Origin of the sequence: Halomicronema sp. CCY15110, assembly GCF_016888165.1 — a bacterium.
In the GTDB taxonomy this organism is placed as follows: Bacteria; Cyanobacteriota; Cyanobacteriia; order Phormidesmidales; family Phormidesmidaceae; genus Halomicronema.
Map to the genome: position 1 here is coordinate 11,767 of NZ_JACSWC010000387.1, position 21,884 is coordinate 33,650.

Below are 21,884 nucleotides of genomic sequence, written 5' to 3' on the forward strand. Positions count from 1 at the left end.
ATGACTCATGGGTAGATTGACTGCAAACATGCCTGAAGACGTGTCATGGCGACAATGCTAGACGTAGCAAATAAGATTAGTCTCTTGGGGGCCATGCGTTAACCCATGAATTAGCTAACGCGATTTTGTCTGTGGTGTAGGTTTGAATCAGCGCGGCTGCGATCGCGCTCCCGGCAAAGGCCATCACCGCAGGGACGACTGGCAACCAGCCCGCTTGGGTGGCGACACCGATGGGCACACCGACTAAGACGATACTGCCCGCTACTAAGCCCAGTCCTAAGACTCGTAGACGTTTACCCTGACGCCCCAATATTACCCCGCCCGTTGCGCCCCCGACGATCCACACCAGTTCCACGGCCTCGGGCACCGCCCACGGCAGCGGCTGGCCATCGAGGGCGGCGGCGACGATCTGACTCGTTGCATGGGCGTGCAGCATCACCCCAGACATCAAAAAATCCTCTTCAGCCGTGGCACTGTAAGGGGTTAGGAAAAAATCTTTGGCCGAAGCGGCGGTGGTGCCGATCAAAATGATGCGATCGCGAATCATTTCAGCCTGAAATTGCCCGTCTAAGATCTCGCCAATCGTAATGGTGGGAATCGTGTCATTAGCGCCCCGGTATTGCAGCATGATCTGATAACCGGCAGCGTCCATCTGGCGATAGCCGCCAAAGTTTGGCTCTAGCGGCACAAAGGTCGCGTCGTTGAGCGCCAGATACTCGGCATTGACGGCACTGGCTCGGGGCACAAGGCCGCGCGGCTGCAAATAAGCCAGGGCCAGTCGCAACGCCAGCGAATGAAAAATCTCCGTGTCGGGGCGATCGTCCGCCGTGGCGTAAATTAAACTGCGGCGCACTACCCCATCAGCATCCACCGGAAAATCATTAAAGCCCACCCGTTCTGGGGGCATACCGCGCGGAGCGGGAATCCGTTCGGACGGGCTGGTGCCCAACTGCCGAATCGCCACCACATTGTCCGCCGCCAGCGCGGCGAGCAGTTGATCATGGCCGTCGCCTTGGGGAATGTCGCGATATAAATCTAGCCCAATCACTTGCGGATCATAGGTTTGCAGCGTGGTGATGAGTTCGGCCAACACGGCATCACTCGGCGTCGGTTGTTGCAGTCGCATCAAATCGGCTTCGGTGATTTCGACCACCAATAGGCGATCGTCCACGGGCGGTAGCGGTTGTCGTAGTACCCATTGGTCGTGCAGCCACAGCTCAATGGGTACCCAGCCCCCCAGGTGGCGAATGAGCAGCACGATCGCCACGATCACCACCGCCGCGATCGCCTGTCGCCCCGCCCGCAACTGCCACCCCGGTTTAACCGCATCAGACGGCGACAGTTCCGTTGTCGCTAGGGCCGTGGCCGACGGAGTAGCTAACTCCTGATACTGGGCTAAATCGGCTAAGGCTGCCGCCGCTGAGGGATACCGCTGATAAATCGAGACATGGGTCAATCGATTTAAGAACACTTTTAAGCCGTCACTCACGGCAGGGGCACTTGCGATCCATTGCAACTCGCCCGTGACCGGATTTTCGGGTAGCTCGGTGGGCGATCGCCCGGTCAACCCGCGAATTACGGTCATGCCCAGCGCGTACAGATCGCTGCTGTAGCGGGGCCGTCCGGCCATTTGTTCAGGCGCAGCATAGCCCTGAGTGCCAATGCTCACGGTAAACCGCTCACTGTTCGCCGTGCCGAGCTCCGTGGTGATTTCCTTCACCGCGCCAAAGTCAATCAAGACGTACTGACCATCAGCCTGCCGCCGCATCAAGTTGCTGGGTTTGATGTCGCGATGTACGACCTGTTCTTGGTGAATGAACGCCAAAATTTGCAGCACTGCGGTCAGCAACTCGACGGCTTCGGCCTCACCAAATTTCCCCAGCTGATTAAAGCGATCGCTGAGCGCATCGCCGTCAATAAACTCCTGCACCAAATAAAACTCGCCTGCTAACTCAAAGGCATCCAACAAGGTGGGAATGGCCGGATGATTGCCCAGCCGTCGCATCACTTGGACTTCTGATTGAAATAGCCGTCTCGCCGTAGCCAAAAACTGGGCCGAGGTGTCGGCGGGCATGAGGTGCTTGATCACGCAGCGCAACTGCGATCGCTGCTCATCGACCGCCAAATAAGTTTGGGCAAAGCCCCCCTGCCCCAAGGGCCGCAACACCCGATACCGTTCATTTAGCCACTGCTCAGTCATCAATTCCGACGTTCCCCAGTATTACTGTTGCCGTTTCGGCAGGCCCGCAGCGCACCCCTGAAAGTCTCAGCCCCTGCTTTTTCAAAGCCTGCCCCAGTTGGCCCCTTGCTAGCGCCGTATCCTGATTACAGTCTGCGACCACCCATTTACCCATTTAATTTTCCAGATAGTGCAGCCGATGATCGGAGATTCAGCCTCGTGTGAGTGACGGCGGATTGACTACGCCGTATCAACAGATGTTTTATGCTGATAAAGGCCCCACCCTGACTTGATCCCCCATGCTAATTAACGGGTATCAGCAGCGGCGTCTCCCGATTGCTCAGGCAGCAACTTGAGTCTCAGGCTTGCCCCTTTATAAATAATTATTTGAGAATGCTAGATCGTCTACTCGATATATCTACCAATCTTGGCATTGATACCCTCTTGTTGCTGCCGGTTTTGATTGCGCTGGAAGCGGTGTTGTCGGCGGATAATGCGATCGCCCTAGCCGCGATCGCCCAGGGGCTAGAGTCGGAAAAACAGCAGCAGCGCGCCTTAAATGTCGGGCTGGTGGCGGCGTTTGTGCTTCGGATGCTGCTGATCTTGACCGCGTCTTGGGTGCTGCGGTATTGGCAGTTCGAAGTAGCTGGGGCCGTTTATCTACTGTGGTTGGTCTATCAGCATTTCACGGCGACAGAAGACGACCAACATCATCACCACGGCCCTCGGTTTGCCTCGGTTTGGCAAGCGGTGCCGACCATTGCCTTAACCGACCTCGCCTTTTCGCTAGATAGCGTGACGACCGCGATCGCCCTATCCCGCGATGTTTGGATCGTCTTGCTGGGGGGCAGCATCGGCATTCTCACGCTGCGCTTTATGGCCCAGCTCTTTATCCGCTGGCTCGACGAATATGAATACTTGGAAGATGCCGGGTTCATTACCGTCGCGTTTGTGGGCATTCGATTACTCCTGCGGGTCGCCAATGACAGCTGGGTGCCGCCCCAATGGCTCATGATCCTGCTCATTGCCGGGGTCTTTGCCTGGGGCTTTTCCAAGAAAACCCAAACCGCCGACGAGCCTGCTACCGATGTCGTTGCCGCCGCCCCCGCAAACGGTCACCTAACTGCGACAGACGATGACCTGGCGATGCCCACCGCTGAGTCCGCTGCTACATCTGCTACTACAGTCGAGGCATCTCGCCAACCGGCAGGCGTAACCAGCCGTGACCAGGAGTTGCCCCAATCGGAATAATGTTTGTTGGCGGCATGGCAGGATCGGCTAGCCCGCCCACCCACCAGAAATTCATAATGCGCCAAGACTGGATGAGAAAAGTCGAGGAGAAATAAACTTTTACCACGTTTTATCTCGTTTGAAGACGCCTAGTGAATACTATTTCACGGTAAGGAAATCTGCCGCGATCGCCCATTAAAATCAGGTTGTCGGCAATCAGCGTCGCGTCCAGCCTCAGAGCTTCAACCGCTCTGACTTCGCGATTTTGGCTACGCTTACCTACTTTGGTTGACCCTCCATCGTTAACTGAGCTGACGCCCATACGACGCAACATTGCATCACTCCATGCCGTTGGCATGTGGAGAGGAGGCACCATGAAACGCACTTCGGTTTTGCCTTATCCCTTGACGCTCTATCCCCTCGTCAGGAACTTGTTTCGCGACTCTGCGGTTTTGACGTTTACGTTTTTGGTCCTGGCAGGCCTCATTTGTCTGTAAGAGTGCCCACTGCTAAGCACGTTACGCCCCCTAACGCGGCGGTTAGCTAGTCGCTAGTGCAGCGAATGACCTGTTGCTCACGATAGGCGGCACTGAAAAATGATAGTAAGCGATCGCCCACAACCTGAGTACGTGCCCAGGTTGCCGAATCTAGCGTGTCTTTTAACAACAGCAACTCGTGTACCAAGGCGTTTGCCTGAGCGGGTGAGATTGTCGGGTCTGCATAATATTGCTGCCAAAGTTCGTTTAGGCCAGGGAATCGCGGATCGTCAATGACAAAGCTGAAGATAAAGTCTTCATGGGGCGCGATCGCAGCTTGTCGGTCACCGCAATACAACTCAAAGCTCATGATCGTTGTCGCTAAATTGGTCTGAACCTATCTGCTATCGCCCCAACTTGAACTTGTTGGCGTACTCAATGTAGCGCCGTGCAGTAAACACATCGGGACTTTGTCCTTGCAGAACGGCGATGACATCTTGCACGACAGTGTCATTGGTCACGTGATAAGAGTGCTCTTTTAAGATCGAGACCAGGTCACTCACATCGACCGTTACCACCTTGTAGGGCAATTGTCGGGGATAGCGTGGCCCACTTTGGCCCAACCGATCCGGGTTGCCCTTAGTCACGTCGCTTACCGTGAGCGCCTGATCTTCCGTGTTGAAATAGACGGTCACCTGTTTACCGAGTTCTGGCAACCGCGCAAATTTGTAGTCGTGCTCAAAGGCATCGTTGTCTTCGTCGGCAGCGGTCAAAATAATGTTGTCAAATAGCCGGGGTAAGGTGCGATCGCCGCTGAGCTTCTGGGTTTCTTGCAGGGCATGGCGCAAGACGTAGTTACCCATGCTGTGGGCCACCAGGTTCACCCGTTGCTGGCAGGGCTCACCGGAACTCGGATCGCGCAAGAAATCCGTCAGCTTTTTCAACCCCCGGGCAAAGGCGTAGCCAGAAGTCATGGCGTCATGGCGATCGTCCTTATAATCAAACAGCGCGCCGTTGGAGGGCCAGGAAAACACGAACACATTGGGGGTGTACCGATTATCGGACAGGGCCGCCAGTCGCATTTTGAAGTTGGCTGCCCCTTCTAATGCGCCCTTAAAGGTCACATTAAAGCCGTGAATCAGCATGATGGAGTCGAGCGACTGCGATCGCATCGTCTGTTGAATGTCTTGAAACAGCGCCGTAGAACCTTCCGCTTTATTGTCCGGCAGCAGCTGAATGCTGCTGGGATCAAGCCTGCCATCAATGACTTCCGCCTGGCCAAACCGTAAGTCTCCTAGGTCGGCTTCAGAAAAGCGATCGCCAAAATCAATCCCCTCAGCGTTCGTAAGCAGGTTGCGATTGGTACCGAAATAGACTGTGACCATAGCGTTTCAATCCATCCATGACCCGATGACAGTCGGTGACCGCCATTCACAGCGGCGCGCCGATAGTGCTTTAAACATAGGCGCTCTGGGCAGAGGACACTGCTAGCTGAAATAAAGCTTCAGCTCTGGTAAGGGTTTCCTTACAAAAGTCTGCACAGTCTGCTCCCAACATGCGAGTCACTTGACAAACAGTAAAGAAAACTGCGGCTAAAGAATGAAATCTCGACCAACCTGGTTTCGACTTCGCTCAACCTTTTGCTGATAGGGCCGCGATCGCGATACTGCCCAACCTGGTTGCAGACAAGCGTAAGAAGTTGAATATGGGGCCAGGGAATAACGGCACTGGGGACGATGCACGGCTGACAAGGGTTATTGCATGCGATCGATGGTGCGGTATTGAATGGCTTCCGCCACATGTTGGGCTTGCAGGCTGTCCGCATTGCCAAGATCGGCGATGGTGCGAGCGACTTTGAGAATGCGATCGGTGGCTCGCGCGGAGAGACCCAGCTTGCGCACGGCATTTTCCAGCAGACCCTGGGTGGTGGCGTCGAGGGGGCACCAGTGGCGCAGATGGCGGCTCTGCATATCCGCATTGCACTGCAGCGCCGTTTCCGATTGGAATCGGGTGTGGGCGCGATCGCGGGCCTGCTCCACCCGGACTCGTACCGGTTCCGACGCTTCCCCTTCACTGATGCGCGTCATTTCCTCCGGTTTCAGCCGTCCCACTACCACCTGCAAATCAATGCGATCCATCAGCGGCCCTGACAATCGCGCCCAGTATTGCTCCCGGCTGCGAGGACTACAGGTGCAGGGCTGCACCGGGTCGCCATAATAACCACAGGGGCAGGGGTTGGTGCTGGAAATCAGCGTGAATTGGGCCGGAAACTCGACCGACTGGCGGGTGCGAGTGATGGTGACAAAGCCGTCTTCGAGGGGCTGCCGCAGAAATTCCAGCACGTCGCGCTTAAACTCGGTCATTTCGTCGAGGAAAAGTACGCCGCGATGAGCCAGGGAAATCTCCCCCGGTTTGGGGAAACTGCCACCCCCCACCAGCGACGGCCCCGAGGCCGAGTGGTGCGGACTGCGAAACGGGCGACTGGTGACTAAGCTCCCCTTTTCTTTCAGCAGCCCCGCGACGGAATGGATCTGGGTCACTTCCAGCGCCTCTTCAAAGGAGAGGGGCGGCAAAATGCTCGGCAGACGACGGGCCAGCATGGTTTTACCACTGCCTGGAGGGCCGACGAAGATCAAATTGTGGCCCCCCGCAGCGGCGATTTCGAGGGCGCGACGGGCTTGGGCTTGGCCTTTCACATCCCGCAAGTCGAGCTGATTTTTGTGGGCATGGGCGAGTTCGGCTGGGCCATCGATTTGGAAAGGCATGTGCTGATCGGGATGGTTCAAAAAGTCGGCCATCTCGGTTAAATGTTTGAAGCCATAGACTTCCAGGCCGGGAACGACAGCGGCCTCGCGGGCATTATCCGCCGGTACCACGACCCCTTTGATGCCCAGAGATTTCGCCGCCGCAGCGATCGCCAATACCCCGGCCACGGGCCGCAAGGTGCCATCCAGCGACAACTCGCCCATAAAGAGAAAATCATCCAGCAGGTCAGGCTTAACCTGCTCAGTCGCCGCGAGCACTCCGACGCTGATGGGCAAATCAAAGCTAGGCCCTTCTTTGCGCAGATCTGCCGGGGTCAGGTTAATCACAATTTTCCGCATGGGAAACGGAAACCCCGAATTCTTGAGGGCGGCCCGGCACCGTTCCCGCGATTCCTGTACCGCAGTGTCGGGTAATCCCACCACCACCATCGTGGGCAAGCCCCCCGACAAATCGACCTCGACCCCGACTTTGATCGCATCGATGCCGACGATCGCTGCACTCCAAATTCTCGATAGCATGACACCCTGACCCATGGTGATAGTGGGTTTAGGGTGCCCAATTCACAGCTGGCAGTGCAAATTTTTAGGCGCTCGGTTTACATCCACAGCAATTTAAGTCGCCGACAAATGGTATTCAACTAAAACTGGGGTGCTAGGATTCGAACCTAGGAATGGCGGGACCAAAACCCGCTGCCTTACCACTTGGCCACACCCCATCAAGTAGGCTTAAATAATCTAGCAGTTTTTAACCCCTCTCTGTCAAGCAATTTTGCGCGATCGCGCCATTTTTTTGTGAAACCATGGCGACATCAGGCGAATGACCTATTTCAGCGCGGAGTCGTGCACGGGCGACGAAACCGGTGCGACTGTGACCAAGGCTTGAATGGCCTGGGTCAACGCCTCTGGTTGCTCCACCATCGCCATGTGACCACAATCCGGCAAAACCTTCACATTGCCCTCAACCTCCTCAAACAAGGGATGAAAGCTAGCCAAATGGTTCACATACTTGACTTCCATCACCGTGTCGTTGGCTCCGGCAATAAAGTAGGCGGGTTGTTGGAGGTTGGCCACGACCTGCGGTAACCGATGTACTTCAGCCTCGGTGGTCGATTCCAGCAGCACGCCCGTGGCCGCCGCAGCCTGCGCCGCGAGTAAGTCAGCGACCCGCTGTTGGCCCCAAGCCAGTGCCAGCGGTTGCTGCACCATCATGCGGCTAAAGGCCCAATTCACCAGAGGCACATGCCGTAACCACGGCGGCCGCCAACGGACAATTTGTTGGCCCGCCTGACGAAATTTGGCAAACTCATCGGGCAGGTACACGCCGCCGCCCGCATTCACGCAAATGACGCCTTGAATTTGCTGCGGCCATAATTTGGCAGCCCACAGAGCAATGCTGCCCCCCAAAGAGTGACCCACCAGCCAAACTGGAGACTTAATGTCTAGTTGGCTCAGTAGCTCGCCCAGGTCTGCGGCATAGGCTTCTAAGCTGTAGGGATGTGGAGATTGGTGCGGGGCGTGACTGGCAGGGTACGATCGCGCTGCGAGGGCTTGATTAGAGTTGCCAAAGCCCCGAAGGTCATAACTCAAACATTGAAAGTCTGCCGCCAGTGGCTCGATGACTGGTTGCCAGTAGCATTGGCTCAAGAGCCAGCCATGAATAAACACTAGCGTCGCTGATGGCGGGTTTGCCGGTGCCGTTAGGCGGTAAGCATGGGGGACACCAAAGACATTCGCATAAGTCATAAATCCATCATATCCTGACGGCGAAGTCAGTGGTGGAGCGATCGCCAACCGTCAGCATCAGCTGGTACCAGCTAACAGACGATATCGCACACCCTCCGCAATCTTGTGCCCCAGATACTCAGGAATCAGGCTCTCATTCGGCCCCAGCAAGTACAAAATTAATCGGGTGCGGCCCCGCCACACCAGCAAATTGGCGTTGACGACCAGCAAATCTTCCTGCCAGATGGCGTACATCACTTTGTAAAACAGCCCCGGCTGGTTGTCGGCCTCAATCAGAATGGCGGGTAAATGAAAGACCGGATCCACATAGAATTCCGTTTCGACTTGTTCTAACCCTTGATCCAGATTGAACTCGACCGTTAACATTTCTTCCACTTCAAAATGCCCCGCCAGCGCCTCTCGGACAGCCCGACAGACGTTATCAGCTGTTTTTGTCGGTAAGGCTTTGCCCCCTCGCGACACCACCAGCTTGATAAAGACCAACATGGGCGGATAAATCTGCCCGTACAGGCTGAGGTTGTGGATCGTCAAGCCGTAAGCGGCCAGCACGCCAAAGATGTCGCTGAGCAAAAACGATTGGTTGCGATAGGCAAAATGCAAAGCACTGCGATGGCCTTCGGGTTTGAGTTCGATGACGGCTTTGCGGGTTTTGTAAAGCTGATACGCCAAGCGCAAATTCTGAAGCTGAATTTCGCTGCTGACAAACTGTTCATAGAACTGCGGAAAAGCGCGATTAAATCGCTTCAGCAACTCTACAGTAGATGGTTTTAAACCAGCAGCCATAACCGGGGAACACTCAATTACCTGGGGTCAAGTCAAACTTTCGAGACAAACCCTGACCGCCCAATTACACAGGCGTGTCCATATCTTATCCCTGCGACTGGTGTTCAGCCTGTGGTTCTGCCCCGACTTATCGTCAAGCTGCCCCCGGTATCGAGAGCAACAAGCAGACTGGCGATCGCAACTTTGTTTTTTCGTGACCAATGGGAGACAAGGTTAAGCAGATATATTAGTCTAGTAGACTGTCACTGTCTCCTATTATTTACTGTCCAAACCTGTATGGGTTTCTGGAAAAACTTATTTACTGGTGCTGAGACCGACACGCCCCCCCGGGATAAGGATTTATCAGCGAAAACTCTGACCGAGGTCTCCAGTCAAGATCGCGGTGCACAAATTGTCTTTAGCACTGAGCGCGACATTGACCTCTATGAGCTGGAGGAACTGTGCGATGCCGTGGGATGGGCCAGACGACCGATTCGCAAGGTGCGCAAAGCGATCGAACACAGCTTCCTCGTCGTCACCATGTGGGAAGTGCAGGGTAATCGGCGGCGCTTGATCGGGTTTGCGCGGGCGACTTCTGATCATGCCTTTAACGCCACCATTTGGGATGTGGTGGTGCATCCCGACTATCAAGGCAAGGGGTTCGGCAAAACGTTGATGAAGCAGCTCATCAAAAAGCTGCGAAGCGAAGACATTAGCAACGTCACTCTGTTTGCTGACCCGCATGTCGTGGACTTTTATCGCAATTTAGGGTTTATGCCGGATCCGGAAGGCATCAAGGGCATGTTCTGGTATCCCGATTAGCGTGACGATACCCCGAGCCGGATCAGAGCCGAGGTGCAGAACGCGATCGCGCTATTGCCAATGATGTAAAGGGGGCGATCACCAGCGACCAGGGGACGGTGCCCTCGGATTAATCCTGGCTATCGCGACGGTGCCCTCGGATTAATCCTGGCTATCGCGACTGAACTAACAGGGAATCGTCCCCTGTGGCTGCCTGATTTGCTCAGCTTTCGTGGTGGGGCAAATGATGCGGCGCTTGGCGAAACGGCTGAGTATGCGACAAAATCAGCGTTATTCCGAAGACGCACTAGAATAGAACCCAGTAATTTCGTCATGTGTGCCTAGTCCAGTGCTTAATCTGGCAACGCTGTTTCCGTTTCAACTTGACTCCTTCCAAACAGACGCCATCCAAGCGCTGGATGAGGGCCAATCGGTCGTGGTCTGTGCGCCCACTGGCTCCGGCAAGACCTTGGTGGGGGAATATGCCATTTATCGCGCCCTCGATCGCGGCAAGCGAGTTTTTTACACCACGCCGCTGAAAGCCCTGTCCAATCAGAAACTGCGGGACTTTCGGGAACAGTTTGGCGTTGACAATGTCGGCTTGCTGACCGGGGATATTGCCATTAACCGCGATGCCGCGGTCGTGGTGATGACGACGGAAGTGTTTCGCAACATGCTCTACGGCACGCGCATCGGGGAGGTGGGCACCTCCCTGGTGGATGTGGAAGCGGTGGTGCTGGATGAGTGTCACTACATGAATGATCGCCAGCGCGGCACGGTATGGGAAGAGTCCATCATTTACTGTCCGCCTGAACTCCAAATCCTCGCGTTATCGGCCACGGTGGAAAATGGCGGTCAACTAACGGACTGGCTGAGTCAGGTGCATGGTCCCACCCAGTTAATCTATTCCGACTTTCGGCCCGTCCCGCTGCACTTCCATTACTGCCACAGCAAGGGCTTATTCCCCCTGCTGAATGACCAGCAATCGGGCATTAATCCCCGGTTAAAGCAGCGCCGCAAGAAAGATCCCCAACAGCGTGGCAAGAAAGACGCCCTGGCGATTCCTTATGTGGTCGGGCAACTGCATCAGCGCGAGATGTTACCGGCGATTTACTTCATTTTTAGTCGGCGGGGGTGCGATCGCGCGGTCACGGCCATGGGCAACGTGTCACTGGTGAATGAGGCCGAAGCCGCCCAACTGAAGCTCAAAATTGACGAATTTCTGGCGTGGAATCCCGATGCGGGGCGCGCAGGACAAGTGGAACCGCTGTATCGCGGCATTGCGGCCCACCACGCAGGAATTTTGCCCGCTTGGAAAGGACTGGTGGAAGAACTGTTTCAGGCTGGCTTGATCAAAGTCGTATTCGCCACCGAAACGCTGGCCGCAGGGATCAACATGCCCGCCCGCACTACGGTGGTTTCCAGTCTGTCCAAACGTACCGATAGCGGTCATCGCCTGTTGATGGCGTCGGAATTTCTCCAGATGTCGGGGCGGGCGGGCCGCCGGGGCATGGACGAATTGGGCCATGTCGTCACAGTGGAAACGCCGTTTGAGGGAGCGCGGGAGGCGGCGTATTTAGCGACGGTTGGTCCCGATCCTCTGGTGAGCCAATTCACCCCCAGCTACGGCATGGTGCTCAATCTCCTGCAACGCCACACCCTCAAAGAAGCTCGCACCCTGGTCGAGCGGAGCTTTGGGCAGTATTTAGCGAATGTGCAACTCGCGCCCCAGCAGCAGGCGATCGCCGATCTCAAGGATGAGATTGACCAGGTGCGCGCCCAGGTCGAAGCCTTTGATGAGGAAGTGTTTGCCGACTTTGAAAAGCTGCGGGAACGATTGCGGGAAGAAAAACGTCTGCTGAAAATTTTGCAACAGCAAGCCGCCGAAGTCTTAAAAGGCGACATGGGGCCAGCCCTGGCGTTTGCCGTGGCGGGCACAACGATTTCGCTCAAGGGTAAGCACATTCCGGTGGCGACGCCCCTCCCAGCGGTGATTGTGACGAAAGTGCCGGGTTCCGGTCAGTTTCCCTACCTGATTTGCCTGAGCCAAGATAATCAGTGGTTTGTCGTCACCACCAGCGATGTGGTCGGCCTCCATGCGGAATACACCCGCGTCGCCGCCGTGGATGATTTGGAACCGCCTGCTGGATTGCCCCACAAACCCGGTGCCCACTATCCAGGCGATGCCCACACGGCGACGATCGCCTGCCAGGTGCCCCAGCCCCCGCCATTGGAAGAAATTGCGCCAGAAGTCAAAGAACAACTGGCCCGCACCCATGCCGTTGAAGAGAGCATGGCCACCCATCCAGCTCGCGCCTACGGCAATCCGAAAAAGACGCTCAAGCAATATCGCCGCATCCAGCGCTTAGAAACGGAGTTGCGCGATCGCCAGCAGGCTTTGGCGCGATCGAGCGATCGCTACTGGCAAGAATTTGTCAGCATCATGGCAGTGTTAGAAGAATTTGGCTGTTTAGCCGCCAGTCAACCCACCCCCCTGGGAGAAACCGCCGCTGCCATTCGCGGCGACAACGAACTCTGGCTGGGGTTGGCCCTGGACTCGGGCAAATTTGACGACCTCACCCCCCCTCAACTAGCCTCGGCCTGTGCCGCCCTCGTCACTGAGAGTGCCCGGCCCGATACTTGGGTGGACTACGATCATTCCACCCCCGTTGACAATGCGCTCAGCGGCTTACGCCAACTCCGTCGCGAAATTTTTCAACAGCAGCGCCGCCATGACGTTATGTTTCCCCTCTGGCTGGAATATGACCTAATTGGCCTGGTGGAACGCTGGGTGGAATTTGGCGAAAAGGCCGACTTACCTATCCCTGAGGGCTTTGAAGAGACCCGCGAGCCGGGGGGCGATCGCAGCGACTGGACGGAACTCTGTGACCGCACCAGTTTGGACGAAGGCGATATTGTGCGCGTGTTGCGCCGCACCCTCGATTTTCTCTCCCAAATTCCCCATGTGCCGCACATTTCGAATACGCTGCGCACCAGCGCCCGCCAAGCCTGCGACTGGATGAACCGCTTCCCGGTCAACGAAACTTAGTTCCAGGTTGAGTCATCCTGTCTGACGCTGCACCAAAAGCCCTGGGATGGTTCCGCCTAGGGCTTTTGGTGCAGATATTCAGCTCCCCGTTGAGATTCATCTCAGAACTGAGGCTCTTAACAGACCTGGCCCCGTAAGGATTCTGTATCAATGGGTTTCATCATAAATAGGCACAACAGGTCGCCTGCCGTGCCCGCAATGTGGGGCAGCTTACGGAGAAACTTGAGGGGCTTGGGCTGGTGGCTTGCCGCGATCGCCTGCAATTTCACGTTGCGTGCCACACAGCGATCCAGCCGCTTAAAGAAGTCCGGATGATCAATATTCAGCATGATGGGAAACGCCCGCGCCGCCGTCAAGTTAGTCTGCCGCACCACCTCCTCATCGAAAGCGGTGGCGTCCAGCCCCAGCATTTCGTAAAACTGACTGCGCTCATGCACCGTCAATGAGTGGGTCGCAAACACCGACAGCAGAAAGAACCGGCTCCAGAAACGAGCTTTCCAGCCTTGCCACATATGGGGCTGCGATCGCAGTAGCGCCTTAAAAATATCGCCGTGACGATTTTCGTCCTGACACCAGCTCTCAAAATAGTTGAACAGCGGGTAAAACTTATTTTCGGGCTGCTGTTCTAAATGATGGAAGATGAGGATATAACGCCAATAGCCGATTTTTTCCGAGAGATAGACCGCATAAATCACCCACTCCACGGGAAAAAACGTGTAAGTGCGATTCTTGGTTAGCTTCGCGAGATCAAGGGAAATATTGAAATCAGCCATCGCTTTATTGATGAAGCCCGCGTGCCGCGCCTCGTCTCGCGCCATCAGGTGAAAGATTTCTGCCAGCAGGGGATTGCGGCCTTTCAGCTTGCGCGACAGTTCTTTGAATAGCAAAAAGCCGGAAAACTCCGACACGCAAGACCGCTCTAAATAATCGATAAAGGCGCGCCGTTCCTCCCCTTGAATGTGGTCCCAAGCCTGCTCAAAGTCTTCATTGCGCACGAAGTGATGCCGGTTATAGTCCGCCCGCATCTCGGCCACCATGGCTTGCAAGTCGGCCTCGCCCTCCGACAGATCCATCTGGGCCGCTTTTTCAAAATCGGTGGTGTAAAACCGGGGAGTGAGTAAGTTTTCTTCGACGGCAGTTTTAATGCTGGGTGAATTAGGAACAGTGCTGACCATAGTTTTCTGGATAAACCGGGGCAAAGTGTGGGTCTATCGTATCGATAGACTGCAATCACGGTATCAGGAAGTGTGGCGGCGATCGCCGCCGCCCTCAGTAGCTGTTACAAACCGTCAAACACCGCGACAGTAATTACTTCAGCGTTTCTAAGTGACGCGCAGTAAAAAAATGGACATAGCGACTTTTGTGTGCCCATACCGTAAATCCTGAGCGTTACGGCAGGCAAACGGTGGTAACAGCCCTCTGGGGGAATAGGCAGCCACCTCTCCTGTCGGATTGCCGATGCCCCCGGCGCGCGATCGCGGCAGAAAATCTCATCCATGCATTTTGCCTGCATATATATAGATGTGTGATGGCTGTCATTTTGAACCGATATCGGCGAAGCGGATGCTGCTGAGAGACCGACTTGCCTGAGCGTTACCCCGCTGGCAACTTCCCAGTGTGGTGGCAATACTCGGAGGACCTCATTTCACCAGGGGGGCTGAGCCCCTCGAATATTGGCAGCAAGCTTGTCCGGCGTATCGATCAGCCAGCTCTTCAGAGACAACTCAGGTTTGCCCGGTACTATTAAATAGACTGTCGCAGCGAGAAATAGCCGTGTCGCTATCTAAAGGGTTTGAAGTCGAAGTTTATACGGGAACGCCAGCGGGCGAGATCATTGGCTTTTCGGATCGGATCGTGGCCAATCTCAATGGCTTTGTCCGCGAGCCTGACTCCCGCAATGTGGAATATACGACGCCCCCCCTCAGCCGTTACGAGCAACTGTTATGCGAGCTGGTGCGCCCTCGGCAAACGCTGCGCAACTATTTGCAAACCCTCGGCGATTACACCCTGGTGCCGGGCAGCACCCTATCGTCGGGCGACACCCAGCGGTTTTATCGCTCTGACCCGCAAAATCCCTATCATGCCTACATTGAGCAGACGTACCATACCGATGTCGTCACAGCGAGCATCCACATTAATATCGGCATTCCTGATCCCGAGTTACTCATGCAGGCGTGCCGCTTGGTTCGACTAGAGGCCCCACTCTATCTGGCATTGACCGCTTCATCCCCCTTTTTAGATAATCGGGCCACCGGCTATCATTCGACGCGCTGGCATTTGTTTCCCCAAACTCCGGCGCATGTCCCCTTATTTGCCAGCCATCAGCACCATATTGATTGGATGGAGGCTCAACTGGCCGCCGGGACCATGCAGAATGTGCGCCATTTGTGGAATTCGGTGCGTCCCAATGGCGATCGCCGACCCTACTGCTTAAACCGTCTAGAGCTCCGCATTTGCGATTTGGTCATTAATCCGCTGCATTTGCTCGCGGTGACGGCGCTGCTAGAAGCCCGTCTCCTACAAATGATGGCCGACCCCTCTTTAGACCCGCTGCACATTAGCCAACTGCCCGCCGCCACCCGCGCCGATGACCTGGTCAAGTTGGCGATGGCCAATGAGCAGGCGGTGGCGAAAGCGAGCCTCGATGCCACCGTTCACCACTGGGTCGATGGTCGTGAGATTACGGCTAAACATTGGATTCAAGATTTGTATGAAACCCTGTGGCCGATCGCTCATCAGCACGGGTTTAGCTGCTTTTTAACCCCGATTCGCAGCATTTTGGCGGAGGGCAACGAGGCCCAACAATGGCTCACCCTGTACGAGCAGGGACGGACTGTGCCCGAGATTCTCGCGATCGCGATCCGCACCGCAGCGGCCCAAGATGAACAACTGGCGGAAGAACTTTGCCTTCCCTGCATGGCTTAGCCAGGGTTTCCGTCGTGCTGTCAACCGTAATCGAGCCCAACCACCCCCAGCTTCAGTCGATTCATTAAGAAAATGTATCGTTGATCTACTCACCCTTTACAAACCTCTTCAACTCTGCTGAGTAATTGAGACAGTTATGCCCCGGGTTGTCCTTGTTCATCCTGAGATTCCGCCAAACACTGGCAACATTGCGCGAACCTGCGCTGCCACTCGCACCGCCCTCCACCTGGTCGAGCCCTTGGGCTTTGAGTTGAGCGATCGCTATCTCAAACGGGCCGGGCTCGATTATTGGCCCTATGTCGATTTGCAGGTACATCCTTCATGGTCAGCATTCACCACTGCGGCCCGCAAGCAAAGCGGTCGCCTCATTGGATTCAGCAAGTCCGGCACTGATTGCTATACCGATATTGAGTACGCACCCGATGACTGGCTGCTCTTTGGCAAAGAAACCGCCGGGTTATCGACCGATATGCTAGCCGCCTGCGACACGACCGCCCGTATTCCCATGGCTGAGCCGGGTGTGCGCAGCCTCAATTTGTCGGCCAGCGCCGCGATCGGCCTATTTGAAGCCCTCCGCCAGATTCGGTCTTAACCTGGCAGCAATTTCTCCAAGTCAACTGCCATCATGAGTTCCGGCGGGTTCTTGGCTACTATCATCACCGCTGGGTAATATTTGATTTCCCCATCAAGCAGGTAATTACTAATAATCAAAGACTGACTACTACACTCAAGATTTTGGGAATTCAATTGAAACGTTTGTCATTCAAGCTACAAAAACAAAAATCAGGAAATAAGAATTTTCTATCACTAAATAGGTAGGGCTTCTGACGCGACTATCCCCTATTTCAGCTTGCCCACCAGCCCTAATCATGGCTATTTTCTGATTGCCTACTGATGTTTTTGAGGCTTGTCAGGCTAGCGATTGCGGCATTGCGCCTCAACTACCACAATGGGTCAAAAGCCCTGCATTCAGCTCTTTCTGGCATCACTCAAGCAGATAACCCCTGACGGGTTGGCAATATTCGAACGCTGTGATGACACCGATTCGTCAGCGATCGCCCTAGCTCAGTCTGAGCCTTTTCGGTGAGGAAATTGAAAAATCTTGATCTCTGGAGGAATTTATGTAAACTTGCTTAAATCTAATAGGCAGTGTATTGTTAGCTCTCGAAGCTAAATTGCTTAACCACGAGGATAGTGGGAATGCCTTAGTTTCTGGGTCTTTGAACCTCAGATGATTCAATTAGAGTCGCCTTCGGGATGACCTTTGAAACTGTCGAGCTCTGGTTATGAGGAGGATTATTCCTTTGAATCCCGTTTTTTCTCAGGAGTTTGCGCCTGACACGCAGAGTCAAGCAAGTGCCCTGTTACCGCTGCAAAGTGAAGCAGGAGTCCTTGGGACTGGTAAGAGGGTACGTACATCCTTTACGGCTCTCGGCCTCGCATTATCACTAGGCGCAGTTGGCTCACTAGTCTCTAGTGCTGAAGCTGCTGATTCTATGCAGCTAGCCGCCTTACCTTCCGTTGCTGGTGGGTCTAATACATTGCCGTCTTTCGGCTCTTCCCGACCCGAAGCAGCCCCGGCTATTTTTCATACCGTTACAGACGGTGAAACCATTTGGGGGATTGCTGAACAGCACGGATTAACCGTCGAAGCTATTCGCGATGCCAATGGTATGGCTGGGGATCAGGTGATCCAAGTGGGCCAGGTATTAAAGGTGCCTACTGCTGAGTCTGCCAATCATCAGTTGCAGTCTTACGCCGTTTCCTCGCTCAATCTTGCTGTTGCGCCAACCCCTGAGCCGTCAGAAGATACCGCAGACGAGCTTACCGTCGCGATTTTGCCAGAGGCAACTATGCCTGCGACACGGCAAACTACCGCTATTGAGGATCTATCGGGCGACATGCCTGAGTCAGCGCCATCGGCAGGTTCGCTGATGGACGTAGAGGCCGCTGCTGAATCGGCCACCAATGAGGTCGAACGGACTGCTACCGATGGAGCGCCGCTAAGTGTCGCTTCTCCTGCGGAGGAAGACATCTTATCCAAGACTGATTTGCTGGGAAGCAGCAAGCCACTGGCCTCACTGCCAGAAACTCAGCCTCAGGCCGAGTCGCTACAGCAGTTTGCAGAGCAGCTAGGTGCAGTGTCCGAGCCTGCGACCGTTCAAAAAACTGCCGTTAATACGACGATTGAGTCATCTCGTCGCCGCGCCGATGGGGTTACGCATCGGGTAGGCTCAGGGGAAACTATTTGGTCGATCGCTCGCAGCTATGGTCTTGACCCCGACTCCTTACAGGCATTGAATCAAGTCACTGACTCTAGGCAGCTGATGCCAGGTGACGAGTTGGTCATTCCGGCTGATGAGGCTACGTTGTCTGATGTCGCTGATGCAGATAGACTGCGCCCTCATCAATCGGACTCCACCCAGCAGATAGTAGCGGCTGCTTCTGGAGTTGTCATCGAGCCGACGACCTCGGCGGCAGTTGACTTGACCAAGCTTGAAATCGGTCGTAACCCTTCGTCCGATACCTCAACCCGGGCTCAAACCCTTGAACCTGAATCAGATCCCTTTGTGGCTAGCTTGCTGTCCCAAGCGACAGTAGCTTCTCAACGGCCTTCTGATGAGAACTTGGCCACATCAGAACCGGAAACTGAAACCCTAGTTATTGATGAAGCTCGTGATGTTGAGAGCTTAGCGTCAGCACCAGAGATTGCGAGAAAGTCAGACGAAGTTGCCCTCAACCCTCAGTTTGTGAACGGCTCTGGTGCCGAGGCCGTTGATGTTGAGGCGGAACTTGAAGCGGACAACTTGTTGGCCGCCGCGCCCTTAGGCTCGGAAGTATATTCTCCTATCGTTGAGAACGCAGCTGGTCGGGTGGTGACTCCCGAGATGCCCATGTTGCCGGAGCAAGATGTCTACTTGCCCGAAGCACCTAACCGATTTGACGGTTACATGTGGCCGGCTCAGGGGGTACTGACGTCTGGTTATGGTTGGCGTTGGGGACGAATGCATCGCGGTGTCGATATTGCTGGTCCCGTTGGCACACCGATTTATGCGGCGGCTACCGGTGTCGTTGTAAGTTCCGGTTGGAACTCTGGTGGCTACGGCAACCTAGTTGATATTCGTCATCCCGATGGCAGCATGACTCGCTATGCTCACAACAGTCGCCTGATGGTACAGGCTGGTCAGCAAGTGCGGCAAGGCCAACAAATTGCGGCAATGGGGAGTACTGGTTTCAGCACTGGCCCTCACCTGCATTTTGAAATTCATGTTCCGAGTCAGGGAACGGTGAATCCGATTGCGATGTTACCCAGTAGTCGTTAACTCCAATTGGTTTAGACAAAAAAAGGGGGGTAGTGCAAGCTACCCCCCTTTTTGATTTAGATCGTGCGCTAGGTCGCGATCGCTCTGCTGACTAGCGTCACTTGCTCGGCGGCCAGATGTTCGGATATCGCAGATTAATTGGAATTTCAGTTCAGCAGAGAAACCGCTTTGTGCTACATTGAAAAAGTTGCAAAAAGCACTTTGGCTCAGTAGCTCAGTGGTAGAGCAGGGGACTCATAAGCCCTTGGTCGCGTGTTCAAATCACGCCTGAGCCATTCAAAAACTAACTTTGTGAGTAGTTGCTAACCGCTAGTAACCGCATGATGCAAGTCTGAAAGCCTTGGCTTTATCAGCTTTTTTTCGAGGGAAACGGACTGACCAGTCACGTTAGACAGATAGATAAAGATGCAGAACACTAGCGAATATCGTTGCGCATTTTGCGGTGAACTGAATACAACCTTTATCGATATATCAGCCGGTCTGCAGCAGAGTTATGTTGAAGACTGCCAAGTTTGTTGTCGTCCTAATCAGCTCTATGTTTCCATAGACGACCATACTTTAGATATTGATATTACGGCTGACTATGTTGAATGAATCACCAAATACGCGGTGTATTCATGCCTAAATCAAACAGCAAAATTTCGCTACAGTCAGCGAAATTCGCTTCTATGCGATTAGTTTCGGTGATGCCAATGCCATCTCCCGTGAATAAGTGATGATCGGCCACCTTGACTCCACCCTTGACGACTTGTAGCCATACGCCTCGGCTCGGTTTCAATGTATAGGAGAGGCGATCGCCGGTCTCAAATCGCCCACTATACACCAAAGCATCAGTGTTGATCGGCATTGACCCGTCACGGCCATCCGGCGATACGTACAGCTTCAGGCATCCCTGGCGCTCGTGATCGGCAAATTGCAGTTGATGGTAGCTAAAACGAGTGGGCGCACGATCCGGAATTAGCCACATTTGATAGTTGTGCTCGATCTGTTCGTGGTGATTATATTCGGAGTGGATCATCCCCTGGCTGCCGGCACTAATCAATTGCATTTCTCCGGCATGTATCTCAGCTTGGTGACCAAAACTATCTTGGTGGGTCAACGTGCCAGCCACGATATAAGTCAACACCTCAACATCTCGATGGGGATGCGATGGGAAGCCGGAGTGGGGTTGAATATGGTTCTCCACCATGACGCGTAACGGGCCAAAGTTCATCCAGTCAGGATCGCGGTAGCTCCCGAATGAAAACGTCATCCAGTTATCCGTCCAGCCAAAATCCTCAAACCCGCGATCGCGACTACGGCGGAGCTTGACCGTTGGTCTTTGGAATGAATTAGCCACCATACTGTTTACTCGTTACCGAAATTCCGTACCATCAGCACTGCACCACGTGCGAATGGACGTTACTACCAGGAGCAGGCATGTGCTCATGCATCATAATTTATCTAGAAAGCCTGTCTTGTAAGGCTTTCAAACGAGAACGCGGATGGACTCTATAAATGCCAACCTAGTTCTGGAAATCTCGAGGGCCATCATAGTCAGAGGCATCGGCCAGGGTTTCTAAAGTTTGCGCACCCACCAGTAGCTCACCATTGACCTCCCAGGAAGGAAATCCTGTTAAACCTTCCACTGAGCGACACAAACTCGCTTGTGCATTCTGCCCGCCTTCTGCACATTCAACGTAAGGGATTTCTTTCGCGGCGGTTTCGCCAAACAGCTGTTTTTGATCATGACAGTGAGGACACCAATAAGCGCCATACATCTTGGCATCGGTAGCCGACAAATGCTGCGCGAGTTGAATTTCTGATGGACCGGAAGTCGTTGTAACCGGCGGGCCAACTTCGCCAGGAATATCGGCTTGGACTGATTGAGGATTATTAATCGGGGCATAGACGGCCAGTGTGCCTACTAGAGTAACGACGACGACAATGACGCCCATAAACGCCAGCTGGCCAAAGTCGTCCCATCGCCGACCCAGGATTGTGAGCGTAAACATAGATGCCGCAAATATTGCTGACGTGATGCAGTAGAGACAGGCTGCTTGAATTTCAAAGGCCAGCAAATACATCAAGTAGCCGCTGAAAACCAGCATTGCGGTCGCGCCAATGAACAGCAGCGGCCACGTTAGTGATTCGATTTGACTGCGTAACTCTTTTTGGCGATCAGGATTAACCACAAATGGTGCCAGTGCCATCCCCGCCATGCTGAGATAGCCCAAAAAACCAAATAGCGTTAAGGGCAAGCCAAAAACTTCAGCGTAGGGACTGGAGAGGACGCGATCGCAGCCACCAGTAGGACAAGCGGCATCACTGCCCATGACCTTAATGACTGTGAGATAAGCGGTGCCGCAGGCTCCCATCAGGGCGATCGCGCCAATAATCCAACGAGACCAGCGATGAATCCACAAAGTTTCCTGTCGGCGACGTGGCATGTCAGTGTATATCCTCTGGCGATTCAGTCAGCAAATTCCCTACTTATTTTGCCTTATGACATGGCTATCTTGCAGACTTCATGAGCGAAATGGCAATTACGTTCATCCATGAAGCCATATTTTAGGCGTGAGACCTCGCCCACAGTTGCCGTCTCTTGGGTTGAGTACGGCATCTGCCAGGCAATTCTCTCGCCTTGTGGCC

At 54.4% G+C, this 21,884-nt stretch carries 17 protein-coding genes and 2 tRNA genes; 9 read left to right on the forward strand and 10 right to left on the reverse strand.

Translation table 11 applies throughout. The features are described 5' to 3' along the window. Window positions 1–76 precede the first annotated feature (76 nt). A complete protein-coding gene (locus JUK32_RS18895; RefSeq protein ID WP_204140419.1) occupies window positions 77–2,200 on the reverse strand; it encodes a CHASE2 domain-containing protein in 2,124 nt (707 codons plus the stop codon). 372 nt (window positions 2,201–2,572) lie between these two features. On the opposite strand from JUK32_RS18895, the gene JUK32_RS18900 reads away from it, so the two are divergent. Together JUK32_RS18900 and JUK32_RS28090 are read left to right on the forward strand one after the other, a co-directional pair. After that, window positions 2,573–3,430: a TerC family protein gene (locus JUK32_RS18900; RefSeq protein WP_204140420.1), complete on the forward strand. Its 858-nt coding sequence runs from the start codon at window positions 2,573–2,575 to the stop codon at window positions 3,428–3,430. A gap of 353 nt (window positions 3,431–3,783) precedes the next feature. Continuing rightward, window positions 3,784–3,906, forward strand: a complete 123-nt coding sequence (locus tag JUK32_RS28090; RefSeq protein WP_255538294.1) for a hypothetical protein — start codon at window positions 3,784–3,786, stop codon at window positions 3,904–3,906. A gap of 46 nt (window positions 3,907–3,952) precedes the next feature. On the opposite strand, the gene JUK32_RS18905 is transcribed toward JUK32_RS28090, so the two are convergent. The 6 genes from JUK32_RS18905 to JUK32_RS18930 all read right to left on the reverse strand — a co-directional run bounded on the left by JUK32_RS18905 (window position 3,953) and on the right by JUK32_RS18930 (window position 9,176). Beyond that, window positions 3,953–4,255: a hypothetical protein gene (locus tag JUK32_RS18905; RefSeq protein WP_204140421.1), complete on the reverse strand. Its 303-nt coding sequence runs from the start codon at window positions 4,253–4,255 to the stop codon at window positions 3,953–3,955. A gap of 34 nt (window positions 4,256–4,289) precedes the next feature. Further along, window positions 4,290–5,270 (reverse strand): alpha/beta hydrolase, encoded by a 981-nt coding sequence (locus tag JUK32_RS18910; protein ID WP_204140422.1) that lies wholly within the window; start codon window positions 5,268–5,270, stop codon window positions 4,290–4,292. Between the two features lie 369 nt (window positions 5,271–5,639). After that, a complete protein-coding gene (locus tag JUK32_RS18915; RefSeq protein WP_204140423.1) occupies window positions 5,640–7,169 on the reverse strand; it encodes a YifB family Mg chelatase-like AAA ATPase in 1,530 nt (509 codons plus the stop codon). Between the two features lie 125 nt (window positions 7,170–7,294). Beyond that, window positions 7,295–7,366 (reverse strand) — tRNA-Gln (locus JUK32_RS18920). Window positions 7,367–7,472: 106 nt separating this feature from the next. Beyond that, window positions 7,473–8,393, reverse strand: coding sequence for an alpha/beta fold hydrolase (locus JUK32_RS18925; RefSeq protein WP_204140424.1), 921 nt, complete (start codon window positions 8,391–8,393; stop codon window positions 7,473–7,475). Between the two features lie 57 nt (window positions 8,394–8,450). Next, window positions 8,451–9,176: a hypothetical protein gene (locus JUK32_RS18930; RefSeq protein WP_204140425.1), complete on the reverse strand. Its 726-nt coding sequence runs from the start codon at window positions 9,174–9,176 to the stop codon at window positions 8,451–8,453. A 276-nt stretch (window positions 9,177–9,452) separates the two neighbouring features. Here JUK32_RS18930 and JUK32_RS18935 point away from each other — a divergent pair, with 276 nt between their 5' ends. Together JUK32_RS18935 and JUK32_RS18940 are read left to right on the forward strand one after the other, a co-directional pair. Further along, window positions 9,453–9,977: a GNAT family N-acetyltransferase gene (locus JUK32_RS18935; RefSeq protein ID WP_204140426.1), complete on the forward strand. Its 525-nt coding sequence runs from the start codon at window positions 9,453–9,455 to the stop codon at window positions 9,975–9,977. Window positions 9,978–10,305: 328 nt separating this feature from the next. Then, window positions 10,306–13,005, forward strand: a complete 2,700-nt coding sequence (locus JUK32_RS18940; protein WP_204140427.1) for an RNA helicase — start codon at window positions 10,306–10,308, stop codon at window positions 13,003–13,005. A gap of 116 nt (window positions 13,006–13,121) precedes the next feature. On the opposite strand, the gene acsF is transcribed toward JUK32_RS18940, so the two are convergent. Then, window positions 13,122–14,180: a magnesium-protoporphyrin IX monomethyl ester (oxidative) cyclase gene (gene acsF / locus JUK32_RS18945; protein WP_204140428.1), complete on the reverse strand. Its 1,059-nt coding sequence runs from the start codon at window positions 14,178–14,180 to the stop codon at window positions 13,122–13,124. Between the two features lie 598 nt (window positions 14,181–14,778). On the opposite strand from acsF, the gene gshA reads away from it, so the two are divergent. From gshA to JUK32_RS18970, 5 genes are all read left to right on the forward strand, one after another. Continuing rightward, window positions 14,779–15,930, forward strand: coding sequence for a glutamate--cysteine ligase (gene gshA, locus JUK32_RS18950; protein ID WP_204140429.1), 1,152 nt, complete (start codon window positions 14,779–14,781; stop codon window positions 15,928–15,930). A 136-nt stretch (window positions 15,931–16,066) separates the two neighbouring features. After that, the gene (locus JUK32_RS18955; protein ID WP_204140430.1) at window positions 16,067–16,522 is read left to right on the forward strand and encodes a tRNA (cytidine(34)-2'-O)-methyltransferase; all 456 of its coding nucleotides are present in this window, start codon (window positions 16,067–16,069) and stop codon (window positions 16,520–16,522) included. Window positions 16,523–17,426: 904 nt separating this feature from the next. Next, window positions 17,427–19,253 (forward strand): peptidoglycan DD-metalloendopeptidase family protein, encoded by a 1,827-nt coding sequence (locus tag JUK32_RS18960; protein ID WP_204140431.1) that lies wholly within the window; start codon window positions 17,427–17,429, stop codon window positions 19,251–19,253. Window positions 19,254–19,456: 203 nt separating this feature from the next. Continuing rightward, window positions 19,457–19,528: transfer RNA gene (locus JUK32_RS18965), tRNA-Met, on the forward strand. Window positions 19,529–19,658: 130 nt separating this feature from the next. Beyond that, window positions 19,659–19,847, forward strand: a complete 189-nt coding sequence (locus tag JUK32_RS18970) for a CPXCG motif-containing cysteine-rich protein (protein WP_204140432.1) — start codon at window positions 19,659–19,661, stop codon at window positions 19,845–19,847. Between the two features lies 1 nt (window position 19,848). On the opposite strand, the gene JUK32_RS18975 is transcribed toward JUK32_RS18970, so the two are convergent. Together JUK32_RS18975 and JUK32_RS18980 are read right to left on the reverse strand one after the other, a co-directional pair. Continuing rightward, window positions 19,849–20,595: a pirin family protein gene (locus JUK32_RS18975; protein ID WP_204140433.1), complete on the reverse strand. Its 747-nt coding sequence runs from the start codon at window positions 20,593–20,595 to the stop codon at window positions 19,849–19,851. Between the two features lie 163 nt (window positions 20,596–20,758). Further along, a complete protein-coding gene (locus JUK32_RS18980; RefSeq protein ID WP_204140434.1) occupies window positions 20,759–21,682 on the reverse strand; it encodes a vitamin K epoxide reductase family protein in 924 nt (307 codons plus the stop codon). Between the last annotated feature and the right edge of the window lie 202 nt (window positions 21,683–21,884).

Coding starts and splice junctions, on each gene's coding strand:
- JUK32_RS18895 (WP_204140419.1), bottom strand. CDS start 2,200: ATGACTGAGCAGTGGCTAAATGAACGGTATCGGGTGTTGCGGCCCTTG.
- JUK32_RS18900 (WP_204140420.1), top strand. CDS start 2,573: ATGCTAGATCGTCTACTCGATATATCTACCAATCTTGGCATTGATACC.
- JUK32_RS28090 (WP_255538294.1), top strand. CDS start 3,784: ATGAAACGCACTTCGGTTTTGCCTTATCCCTTGACGCTCTATCCCCTC.
- JUK32_RS18905 (WP_204140421.1), bottom strand. CDS start 4,255: ATGAGCTTTGAGTTGTATTGCGGTGACCGACAAGCTGCGATCGCGCCC.
- JUK32_RS18910 (WP_204140422.1), bottom strand. CDS start 5,270: ATGGTCACAGTCTATTTCGGTACCAATCGCAACCTGCTTACGAACGCT.
- JUK32_RS18915 (WP_204140423.1), bottom strand. CDS start 7,169: ATGCTATCGAGAATTTGGAGTGCAGCGATCGTCGGCATCGATGCGATC.
- JUK32_RS18925 (WP_204140424.1), bottom strand. CDS start 8,393: ATGACTTATGCGAATGTCTTTGGTGTCCCCCATGCTTACCGCCTAACG.
- JUK32_RS18930 (WP_204140425.1), bottom strand. CDS start 9,176: ATGGCTGCTGGTTTAAAACCATCTACTGTAGAGTTGCTGAAGCGATTT.
- JUK32_RS18935 (WP_204140426.1), top strand. CDS start 9,453: ATGGGTTTCTGGAAAAACTTATTTACTGGTGCTGAGACCGACACGCCC.
- acsF (WP_204140428.1), bottom strand. CDS start 14,180: ATGGTCAGCACTGTTCCTAATTCACCCAGCATTAAAACTGCCGTCGAA.
- JUK32_RS18955 (WP_204140430.1), top strand. CDS start 16,067: ATGCCCCGGGTTGTCCTTGTTCATCCTGAGATTCCGCCAAACACTGGC.
- JUK32_RS18960 (WP_204140431.1), top strand. CDS start 17,427: ATGCAGCTAGCCGCCTTACCTTCCGTTGCTGGTGGGTCTAATACATTG.
- JUK32_RS18970 (WP_204140432.1), top strand. CDS start 19,659: ATGCAGAACACTAGCGAATATCGTTGCGCATTTTGCGGTGAACTGAAT.
- JUK32_RS18975 (WP_204140433.1), bottom strand. CDS start 20,595: ATGGTGGCTAATTCATTCCAAAGACCAACGGTCAAGCTCCGCCGTAGT.
- JUK32_RS18980 (WP_204140434.1), bottom strand. CDS start 21,682: ATGCCACGTCGCCGACAGGAAACTTTGTGGATTCATCGCTGGTCTCGT.